Annotated in this window: 6 protein-coding genes; all 6 read right to left on the reverse strand. The window is 46.3% G+C overall.

Features of this window, described 5'->3' with window-relative positions; translation table 11 throughout:
• Positions 1 to 51: 51 nt before the first annotated feature.
• On the reverse strand, positions 52 to 519 hold the full coding sequence (locus M3630_RS02610; protein ID WP_251251123.1) for a MarR family transcriptional regulator: 468 nt from the start codon (positions 517 to 519) through the stop codon (positions 52 to 54).
• Positions 520 to 649: 130 nt separating this feature from the next.
• Positions 650 to 853 carry a hypothetical protein gene (locus M3630_RS02615; protein WP_026043127.1) on the reverse strand — a complete coding sequence of 68 codons (204 nt, stop codon included), beginning with the start codon at positions 851 to 853 and terminating at the stop codon, positions 650 to 652.
• 176 nt (positions 854 to 1,029) lie between these two features.
• The gene (locus tag M3630_RS02620) at positions 1,030 to 4,071 is read right to left on the reverse strand and encodes an efflux RND transporter permease subunit (RefSeq protein WP_251251124.1); all 3,042 of its coding nucleotides are present in this window, start codon (positions 4,069 to 4,071) and stop codon (positions 1,030 to 1,032) included.
• A gap of 3 nt (positions 4,072 to 4,074) precedes the next feature.
• A complete protein-coding gene (locus M3630_RS02625) occupies positions 4,075 to 5,280 on the reverse strand; it encodes an efflux RND transporter periplasmic adaptor subunit (protein WP_251251325.1) in 1,206 nt (401 codons plus the stop codon).
• Between the two features lie 90 nt (positions 5,281 to 5,370).
• Complete coding sequence (locus tag M3630_RS02630) at positions 5,371 to 6,648, reverse strand: MFS transporter (RefSeq protein ID WP_251251125.1); 1,278 nt, start codon at positions 6,646 to 6,648, stop codon at positions 5,371 to 5,373.
• A gap of 134 nt (positions 6,649 to 6,782) precedes the next feature.
• Complete coding sequence (locus M3630_RS02635; RefSeq protein WP_251251126.1) at positions 6,783 to 11,507, reverse strand: non-ribosomal peptide synthetase; 4,725 nt, start codon at positions 11,505 to 11,507, stop codon at positions 6,783 to 6,785.
• Positions 11,508 to 11,518 lie beyond the last annotated feature (11 nt).

Genomic DNA, 11,518 nt, shown 5'->3' on the forward strand with positions numbered 1-11,518 from the left:
CCTGGAAACAATTTCACAAAAAAAATAATGAACACGCGTAGTATGTTTCCCCTAATCTTCTGTTGCTTCTCTTATGACCTTTTCCAAAAATGCCAATTCAGTAGGCGTATACCTATCCAAGAATCGGTAAATGTCATTTTCCAGGCGTTGATGATAGTGTTCATGAATCTCGTTTACCATCTCTCCTGCTGATGTCAGCCTGAAAAAAACTTCCTTCTGATTGTCTTCGAGCTGATACCGCTCGAGTAATCCTTTCTTCAAAAGTTTGACTGTTATTTTGGATATCGCACTCTTTGTTACCCCAATATGCTGTGCAATTGTCGTAACATTGACTCGATCTTTCCTCCCTACCTCTTGAAGGACGTGGAGCTCTGTTACGGATAACCTTCCAACTCTATCGTAATCAGGTACGCTGATTTTAATCTGGCGCAATAGCATTTCTTCACGTAGCTTGCTGCGCTCCTCCTGTTTGTGTAGAAAGGTGATCCATCGATTCCAAAGCTTCTTTTTAGGGTCCAATGCAGCATCAGCTCCTTATATGTTCTACCTTTGTTTCCACGGAAACAAAATAACCTTATCATGAGACTTCCTTTTTACGCAAGAAAAAACCGCAGCCCTGCATTCGCAAGCTGCGTTCCGAGACCAATCTCTATCCATTTAGATTGCCCAATTCCTTATCTGCACTAAAATGAGCACGGGCTGCCTCAAACACTTCACTTTCCGATCCGGCCGAGATTTTGAAACTCGATACCACTTTTTTGCCACATCGTACTTGTACGTTGTACTGTGAATCCCCATCATATGTTGACTCGAAATGATAATCCTCACCATTGACCTGAATAGTTCGTTCCATGGTTACACCTCCCACCTTAGTGTGACCAAGCAACATGGCAATCATCCAATATTTTGTTGCAAAGAAATCGTTGTGTTTCACCCTTGGTCGACTCACCTGTCGTCATGCTATTCGGCTCTATGAAATGGTTAGAGGGCACAACGCTGGTTCGCCAGCGCCGTGCCCCGTTTTCCTTTTTACATATCAGCAATGCGAGTTGCTTTTTTTCGCGCTACTCTCTTTTCGCGAATCCCCTCAAAGATCGAATAAAGAACAGGAACCAATACAAGCGTTACGAGCGTGTGAAAAATCAACCCCGCAATTACCCCGGTAGCAAGCGGCGCCTCTAGTTCCGCTCCTTCCGCAACAGCGAGTCCCATCGGCAGCATACCGAGTATCGCTGTCAGTTTGGTCATAATCACCGGACGAACACGATCCCGCGTGCCCTGTACAATTGCTTCTTCCAACCCCATCCCCCGTGAGCGGAGCAGATTGATTCTGTCAATTAACAGGATTGCATTGGATACAACGATTCCTACCAGCATGATGAGCCCAATCATCGCCATCTCACCAAACGTTCGCTGTGTGACTACGAATCCAAGAATAACTCCCACCAAGGCCATTGGCAACGACAGCATGATTATAAACGGCTGTGATAACCTCCCAAACTGTGCGACCATAATCACATAAATAAGGGAGATGACCGCTATCAGAACGAGAATTCCTTGCGTAAAGGTGTTATTCTGTTCCTTCAAATCACCAGCGATCTCGATCTTGTATCCAGCAGGCATTTCCACTGTACCCAGCTTCTCATTTATTTGTCTGCCCGCCGTACCAATATCCGTGCCCAACAGTTCTGCGGATACCGTAATGATTTGCTCTCCTTTTTCATGTTTGATCGTAATCGGAGATTTACTGAAATGAAAATCAACCAGCTCGTGTAACGGCACCTGCGTGCCTGTTTCTGTTCGGATCATGATCTGCTGGAGCTGGTCAGGATGTGTCACCCATGTCTCTGGAAATCTGGCAACAATCGAGGTTTCGATACCATTTTGACTGATTGTGGATAGGGGCTGCTCCCCAAGCAGCATGCTGATTTGGCTGTCCAATGAATCGGAGTCAACCTGTAATTGAGACATTGCCTCCTGATTCGGTGTGAGCGTTACTTTTTCCTTCCCTCTTTCGAAGTCATTCCGAATATTGACTACACCAGGGATGCTCGCCAGCATTTCTTCTACTTTTGCAGAAATCGCCCGTGAAACCTCCAAATCTTCTCCCGCAACCTGCAACTCAACGGGGGCCGATTTACCTGAGAATCCAAATGCCATACTCGTTTGTTCCACACCGTCAATCGCATTCAAGCGACGGTTTACTTCTTGCATAAATTCTTCTTTCTCTTGAGTTCGTTGCGACTTCGTCACTAATGTAATGTTTAACTCCACTGTCTCTTTCTTTGCTGTAAAAAAGACTTGATTCACATCGGACAGATCTCTTAACGCTTTTTCCGCTTCAACTGCTGCTGTTCGCGCCTGTTCCAAGCTAGTGCCATCAGGCATTGTTAACGTGGCGAAAATTTGATTCTCATTGGCATTCAAGCCGTTTCCTATTTTAATGAAAGGGAAGAGACTCAACGCCCCTACAAACACTCCAAGAGCGACCAGCAATGTGAGAACTCGATGACGAAGGGTTAACAACAGTAATCGCTGAAAGAGAGAAACAATCCGATTTTTCCCTTCTTCGCTAGGGGACTGCAACTGTTTATCATGTTGGAGAAAACGCTCTGAAAAAATCGGAACAAACAGAAAAGCTGCAATCGTTGACGCAAGAATGGTAGAGGTAACGGTAAACGCAATGGTATGAAGAATAGGCTTCAGCCACTGTTCAAAATCCGCGACCACTAGCGGTAAAAACACAACAATCAAGGTTAATTGGGAAGCAAATACAGGTGCTATCACCTCTTTTGAGCCCTGAACGATGGCCTGTCTCAGCTGCATTCCCTTTTCTCTCAAATGATAAATGCTCTCCAGAACAACGATCGCCGCATCAACAATCAATCCGATTGACAAGCTCAGTGATATTAATACCACCATGTCAATGTTATAACCAGCAGCTTTCAGCGCGATGAAAGTCATCAGGATGGAGAGAGGTAGCGTCGTGGCAATGACCATCGTCACACGCCAATTTCGCAGGAATACCCAGAGTACGAGGATTGCCAATATGCCCCCGATGACAACATCTCTACTCAAATTGGTGATCGCTTTTTTAATAAAGGAGACGGATTCAAACATGACTCTCAGCTCGTAGTTTCCGCCTGCCTCCTCATTGATTTGCCTCACAACTTCCTCGACTTTTTTCTGTGTGGTGATCAGGTCACTCCCCGGAGCACGCTTTACACTGATTTGTACAAAGAGGTTGCCTTCTGTCATGGAAATAGCGTCCTTCACGCTTCCGCGCAGGTCACTCACCGTTGCCAGTTGTTCGAGTGCAACCTTGCCCTTGGGTGTCTTGATCAAAATGTTTTTGAACTCTTCTACATTCTTTAAGCTGTTGTCAATCATCACAACGGTGTCGAATCCGGGATTTTCCAATATCCCCACAGCTTTTTTCCAATTGGTCCCCTGTAGCTGACCAACAACATCCGCTGCTGTCGTTCGATAGGCAGTAAGCCGTTCAGGACGAAATGTTATCGCAACCTTATTTTCAAAACCGTCCTCGGATACGACCACTTCCTTCACACCCGGGACGGATTCTATTCGATCCTTAATGGTCGTCTTCAGCAAGGTGAGCATGGTCTGTGTATCGGCACCCACCATTGCGTAGTCGATTAAGTCCTCATCACCTAAATTCGTTTGAGTGACGGTTACGGTATCCACTACTTTGGGAAATTCATTGCGCAGCCGATTCACAATATTTTGGGTCTCTTGCTTGACCTTTTCACCTTCCCCATCCTCTGCAAGGATCGAGATGCCAGAAAACCCCGTCCCTGTTTTCGATGAGAAATTTTTAATACCAGCCACAGATTTCAATTCCTGCTCTATTTTTTCCGTGACCTTTTCCACCATCTCTTCAGGCGGCAGCGCTCCTCCTGAAATATTCACTTCAATCCAAGGCAAATTCGTTTTCGGTACGAGCTCCACGTGGAAGGAAAAGAGAGCACCGATTCCGGTAAGCACGATGAGGAATGTGCACAAATAGAGGATCACTTTTCGTTTCAGCAAAAAGAGAATGACCTTGTCCATCGGTTACTCCCCTTTCACCGTAACGACTTCTCCTTCGGCGTAGTACGTTATGCCGGAGATTAGGATTTGATTGCCCGTCTGTAAGCCCGATAGAATCTCGACGTTATTTCCAAAAATTCGCCCAACTTCCACGTCGCGTCTCTTGATGACTCCATTTTCGACAACCATGACGAAGCGCTGTGTTTCTTTAATGCCCACGCTTTGGACAGGAACGAGCATCCCGTTTACCTTGCGTGACATCTCTACAGTCGCGATCATTCCCTCGATCAACACGTTGTCTTTATTGGAGACAGCTATCTCTACCAAATACTTTCCCGTTTCTGCGTTAAGAACGGGCGAGATAAATGTTATGGTCCCTGTGCTTTTGGCCTTTCCCTCCACTGTCACTGGCACCTTGTCCCCTTGCTTGTAGTTTTCTATCACATCCAATGGGACATCGACCTTCAGCTTTACTTCCGAGCTATCAACCAGGTGAATGATACTTTCACCTGGCTGGGCAAGACTTCCTGCCTTTTGGGTCACATCGATGACCGTACCGCTAAACGGCGCGACGAGTTGCGTTTCTTGAAGGGTTTTCTTTGCGAGCTCTACTTGACTGGATGCTTGTTTCAATTCGGCGTCTGCACTGGCAATCTCGTTGACTTCCGCGCCTTTTAGCAACTTATCCAATGTAATTCGCGCTTCTTGTAGCGAAATCTCGATTTGCTCTTTTTCCGACTGGGCGCTGTCCAGCTCACTCTGCGAAATAGCGCCGCCCTTAAACAGCTCCTGGGCTGTCTCCCATTTCCGCTGGGCATCCTTCAAACGCTTTTCCTGGCTGTCCACTGCCAAGCGTTGTTTGCTGATGAGATCCGCGCTTGCTCCTTGCAACGTTTTTGAACGCAACGCAGATGCACTTTGGACCTGGCTTTGTGCCGCTTCCAGCCCCTTTTTATAATAGTTGGTATTTAAGGAACTTAATACCTGACCTTGTGTTACCTTTGCCCCTTTTGTTACGTTCATTCGTTCAATCGTACCAGAAGCCCCAAAGGCTAGGTGGCTCTCCTGTTTGTATTCAACGAAAGCAGTAAGAGGAGTCGGCAAGGAATCTGTCTGTTTTACGGTGTGCACCTGCACGATCTTTTGTTTGGTTTGCTCCGTTTCCTGTTTCGTTTCCACTCCACACCCCGTGATGAACATCAGTACAACGGTCAAAACGACATAGTGCATACTCTTCACGTAGAGTCCTCCAGTAGTTTTGTCATTGTCTTTTTGAAAGAAGCTGACATCCTATTCTCTCTCTCGTTATCGTGACTTTGCTCAAGCTGACTTGTCCGTAGCAACAACATGCTCTTCTTTTTTCTTAAAGTATTGACTCACTTGCTTGTTCAGATGAGCGATCAAGGCGATCACGAAAATGAGAGCACCTGAGACCAACAGGAGATACGGCCAATAAACGGCCTCCAGTAAAATACCGTACAACCAGATCCCAAACGGTACGGCCACACCGGTAAAAGTGCCGACCACACCAAACATGCTGGCACGCAAATGCTCAGGCGTGTTCAATTGAACAAAGGTAAAGATCGGGATGTTCCCCATGGAGTTGAAGATGGCAGAGACCAATAAAATCCCGACAAACACGCCCGTAATGATCCACGAGGCGTTGCTCGTTTCCGGAACAAAAATCGGAAAGATCCACGACATCAAGAGAATCCCTTGCACTTGAATCAAAAGAAAGATTTTATTCTCAACGTATTTGCTTACCTTTTTCATAGAGACAATAGCCGCTCCGATAATGATCCCGATAAACCAGGAGGACTGAATAAAGGAGAATTGCTCCATCGATACCTTTTCGACTCGATAGGCAATATGCAGCAGCCCCACATACATGAGCGGAGGGAAAATAAAGTTGAGCACAAGGAAAATCAGGAACAAGTACTTGATAACAACCTGTTCTCGGATATATTGGAAGACTTCCTTGATTGTTTCTGTATAGCTTTGTGTTGTCTCCTGTACTACCTCGGCCTTGCGGAAACGGAGGAACATTTGCAAGATACCTGCTCCGATAAAAGAAAGACCATCAATCAGCAAAATCATTTCCATCCCCATTAAACGATAGGCAACCGCCCCTACCAAAGGACCCGCTACATTGAGAATGGCGCTGATCGCTTGGTAAATAGAGTTCATACTTCCTACTCTGTCCTCATCTACCAGCTCTGGAATGGATGCTTGCAAAGCGAGATACGTAACAGCCTGAATGGTGCTGATCACGAAGGCGTAACCCACAAACAGCCATAGATTCGTGGGAAACTGGAGGAAAAACAGTAAAAACAAGAGAACGAGCGCACCGCTTAATAGCTCTGTGACAACCATAATCATTTTCTTGTTGTGTCTATCAATATAGGCGCCTGCAAAAATATTAATCAGCACCCCTGGCAAGTACGAAAAGCCCAGAACAGTTGCAAATGCAGCGGAAGAACCCGTCACATCCGCAATGTACAGAGCCAGAGCAAATTTGTATACACTACTACCTAATTCCGTAATGAAACGAGTAAAAGAAAAGAGAAAAATATTTAATCCGTATCTTTGGTTGCCCATCTTAACCTCCCTGAATAGTAATCCCTCTAGGTGACGATTTATTTCAGCAAGATGATCCCGCTCCACTCCAAGGACATAACCAGGAGCAGAGCGAAATCCATCTGCCGATTTCCATTACGAGGCTTAGCCGACTCTTAGCGTATGACTAGAGGCATTCCTATCAATTTTTTCACTTCCTCCTCCAAGAGCACTCGCAGCTTCCTTTCATCCTCCCGATATGGCAGAGCCATAAAAATAGTCATTTTGCCCATGGATGTATAGGATGCCTCAAAGAGAATTCGCTTCTTTCCTTTGATAAACAGGTGATCGTATTCACTTGGTTGACTCATGTTCTGCTCACCCAAAAAGTTGCAAATAATAGGTGTCATCTGCAAGGATTGGATGAGTGATTGGTGGGAAAGAGGATAGTTTTCCGTTACGTCAGGGTTTTGCACGAGATTGGTGAAATGGATGTTCCTCTCCTTTGCGAGATCCAACCGAACTTTCACATACGTTTCCAACTCATCGAGACTCCACGACGGATCAATAGAAAGTGGAATATGATCGATGCACTCGCCAAGAACATCGAAGAAATGGTTCCCCATAAAGGATCTGCCAAAGTTCATAAGGAAGATGGGGGCCTTTTGGACTCCATAACTTCTTTCGCAAAATCTGGCTAATAAAGCAATCGGAATCCGCGCATTTTCTGTCTCCTGCGGGTTATCCATATCCAGTTCGCAGGTAACAATCGTGTATCCGTCCAAAGCAGATGAAGATGGAAGCTGGCTTTCGATGGACAAAAGACTATTCTCAAATCCAAGGAGATCAAACTCCTCCATAAGCTGTTGATCTTCGATTCCGATTGGACCTTTCGTAATTTGCTGGACGAAATCCCAATACGTATTCCGATCACTTTCCGAGAGGTCTGCGCCATTCTCCAATGCTTCGTAATACAGATTTATGTCGTTTTGCAGAACCTCGCTGCTAATCAAATCAAAAATGAGATGCGATGCCGGGAATATGAACGAGTACTCTTTCTCGCTCTCTTTCAGCAAGATCACTTTGTATGACAAGGAGCCGATCGAATCATGCTGCTGGTAAAAATATTCGCTCAGTAAAAGTTGGCGCACCGCTTCTTTTCTTTCTTCCGATTCGCCCGATACATCAACAACTGGAAGCTCAATTTCACTTGGGCAAGGATATTCTTTCCAATATGGCTCTGCTTCCTCAAAAGCTAGTGTGCATCGTAGTAAATGATGCCGCTTCAAAACGTCAAGGAAGGCTTTTTCCAGCGTCTTCGGATCGATCATCCGCTCAAAGCGAATTACTGTTCCAGAAATGTCCTTTTCCTGTACATGATAGCGCTGTGAAGGTGACAGTGGCTGCCTGATGAAAGCTTGCTGATTCACGATCGCCTCCGAATAACGAAGGAGCTTCTGATCGAGGTCGTTGAAGAGTCGCTCCTGCCATGGCATCGTTTCCTTCTCATCGAACGCAGCTTGCTGCAAATGATTCTTCTCTTTTTCCCATACTTTTTGCGAGAGATCCAGATATTGAATGGCGTGCGGCTGTATCGCAGGATCGCAAGACCTACGCAATAAGGACAGGATTTCTTGATGTTTGTCCCGCGCATTTTCTTCCACGTACAGAACAGCTCGGTGCTTGCTGCCGAACGGCACCTCTACATAGTTGCTTCGTACTTGAAAATGGGCGTAGATCAAGGTTTCCAGCTCTTTTTTATCTTGCGCTTTTGTGGTACGAATCCGATTTACAGTATCTACATAGCCTGCCAGCGCTCTGACTGTGTCATATTGGAAGATTGTTTGAATCTTCACTTCGATGCCTTCCTTATGCAGTCGTGCTACCAGTTGGATCGCTTTGATAGAATGCCCACCCAGATCATAAAAATGGTCATCCACACTGATTTCCTGGAGGTCCAGCACTTCTTTCCAGATTTCTGCCAGCCTAATCTCTTGCTCTGTAACAGGTGGATTCAGTTGCTTACTTGCCTCCCTGATCATGACAGGCTCAGGTAATGCTTTCCGATCTATTTTTCCATTCGGTGTGACAGGCATTCTCTCAAGGACGTGGATATACGTTGGTACCATATAGGCCGGAAGAGTGGCCAAAAGCTCCTGACGCAAATCTCTGTTCCAATCAGGCTGCTCCCAGACCAGATAAGCGATCAGGCAGGCATCTCCTCCCTGCTCTTTTTTGGCCAACACGACCGCTTCCTTCACTCCTGCCTGAGATAGGATCACGTTTTCAACCTCATCAAGCTCGATACGGAAACCGCGTATCTTGACTTGGTTGTCCATTCGCCCCAAATATTCCAGACTTCCATCCGCAAGCCATTTCACCATATCTCCCGTCTTGTAGAGCCTCGAACCGGCAATAAACGGATCTGCCACGAATTTCTCGTTTGTCAATTCCTCGCGATTGATGTAGCCATCAGCGACGCTAATACCCGCGATCGCTAACTCACCAGGAATTCCCTGGGGCTGCAAATGACCATGCGCATCCAGCACGTATACTTTTGTATTGGCAATGGGCTTCCCGATTGGCACTTGCTGCGGCAGCTCCTCTTGCCCTTCATACGTCCAAGTCGTTGCACAAATGGTTGTTTCGGTTGGACCGTATGCATTGATGTAGCGGCAATGGGCGCTCCATTTATGGACGAGCTCCCAGTTTGCTGCGGAACCTGCGGTGATTAACGTTTGCAATTTCGGGAAATTTTCCGGTTCCAAATACGTCACAAAGGTAGGCGGAAGCGTCGCGACTGTTACTTCATGCCGCAGCAGATACTCACTGAAAGCCTGCGAATCGAGTACGACATCCTTTGAAACTACGACAAGTCTCGCCCCCGTCAATACGCCCATCGTAAACTCCCAGACAGAGGCATCAAAGGAGATGCTGGCAAACTGCAACACCCTGTCATTTTGGGTGATACCGAGATCGTTAATGAAAAACTGCTGGAGGTTGGCGATTCCAACGTGGTGCAGCCTTACTCCCTTTGGCTTCCCCGTTGACCCGGAGGTATAAATCACGTAGGCTAGGTCACTGGAACGATGAAAAGTCTCTACATCAGATGTAACGCCGTTGTATACGCTCTTATCATCAAGATTGATCACCATTGCTGCAGGGAGAATACGCTCTGCATACGCTACTGTCGGATCATGGACCAAAACAATGCTGGCCCCGCTATCTTCGATCATATAGCTGATCCGTTCACTCGGATGGTCAGTGCTAATAGGGAGAAAAGCACCGCCCGCTTTCAAAACGGCCAAGATGGCGAGGCTGTAAGCAGCAGAGCGCTCCACCATCACACCAACAATGCTGCCAGGTTTTACCCCTTTCTCACGCAGAACGTGGGCCAGCGCATCGGATTTGTCATCCAATTCCTGATACGTGTAGCTGCCTTCCTGATCGACTACGGCAATGTGATGCGGCCCCTTTTTGACCTGTTCCTTAAATAGCTGGTCAATGGTTCGCGTTTGGTCAACCAGCATCTCCGTGTCATTCCATTGTTCCAGAATGAGAGCCTGCTCCTCGTCCGTAACCATTTGCATGTTTGCAATTGGCTGGTCGGGATTGCGGATGACACTCTGAACCAACTGATTCAGATGCGCTTGCACTTTTTGCAGATAGGAATCGCTGTAGGCAAGTGCATTATAGATAAAGTGAATTTCTAATTCCTTACCGGGAATAATGCACAAGTTGAAGTCGTAGCTGGTTTGCTCATATCCTTGGACATCCGTGATTCCGAATAAACCGCCTTTTCCATCTTCGTCGAATGCCTCTTCCGTCAATGGATAGTTTTCAAAGACCATAAGATGCTGAATCAGGTTTTGCTTTAATGCGGTTTCGGACTGAATATCCGCCAGAGACAAGTATTGGTAGCTACTTGTGGCTGTGAAGAATTGTTGCACCTGTCCGAGTAACTCCGAAAATGTCTGTTTGCCTTCACTGCGAATCCGCATTGGGATCGTATTGACAAACAACCCAACCATTTCCTCCACACCAACGAGCTCAGAGGGACGTCCCGAAACAACTGATCCGAAGACAACATCATTGGCATAATTGTATCGTTGCAGCAACAATCCCCAGAGGGAATGAAAGACGATGCTCAGTGTCACATCATTTGCTCTCGCTATTTGCTCCAAACGGGCAGTCGTTTCCCGATCGATGCGGAACACGATCGATTCTCGTTGGTACCCCTTACCGGTTGAAATATATTCAACCGGTAAAGGAGATTGTTGATCAAATCCATCCAGGCTATCGCGCCAGAACGAGAGCCCTTCTTGTTTATTTTGCTTGCCAAGCCAAGTGATATAGCTACTGAAGGAATAAGGTGGAGCCAGCTCAGCCTTCTTATTTTGAAGATAAGAGCGATAGATATGGAAAAAGTCTTTTGCGACAATCCCCAAGCACCAGCCATCCATAATAATATGGTGGAAGCTCCACACCATCTTGTATTTTGTTTCACTCAATTTCATAACGGTCATCCGAAACAACAGATCTTTCTCCAGATCAAATCTCTTGCGCCGATCCCTTACAAGAAATTGCTCTACGAATGCTTCTTGTTCATCCTGATTCAGGTCAGAGATGTCCTCGATCTGAATAGCTGCTTCTCTTCGCTTCAACACGATTTGCAGCGGCTTTTTACTTTCTTTATAGTGAAAGACTGTTCGCAGGATATCGAATCTTTCGACGAGGTCGCGAAAGCTCTGATCAAGGAGATCAAGCCGCAACGACTCCTCCATCGTAATCACCGTTTGTTCGAAGTGAACCTCTGATTCAGGATGAAGGATAAAGTGATACAGCATGCCTTCTTGCATAGGTGTCAAGCGGTATATATTTTTTATCTGAACACCATTCAAACCTCATCACC

The sequence above is a fragment of the Brevibacillus sp. MER 51 genome (assembly GCF_023714195.1).
Taxonomy (GTDB): Bacteria; Bacillota; Bacilli; order Brevibacillales; family Brevibacillaceae; genus Brevibacillus.

Coding starts and splice junctions, on each gene's coding strand:
- M3630_RS02615 (WP_026043127.1), bottom strand. CDS start 853: ATGGAACGAACTATTCAGGTCAATGGTGAGGATTATCATTTCGAGTCA.
- M3630_RS02620 (WP_251251124.1), bottom strand. CDS start 4,071: ATGGACAAGGTCATTCTCTTTTTGCTGAAACGAAAAGTGATCCTCTAT.
- M3630_RS02625 (WP_251251325.1), bottom strand. CDS start 5,280: ATGCACTATGTCGTTTTGACCGTTGTACTGATGTTCATCACGGGGTGT.
- M3630_RS02630 (WP_251251125.1), bottom strand. CDS start 6,648: ATGGGCAACCAAAGATACGGATTAAATATTTTTCTCTTTTCTTTTACT.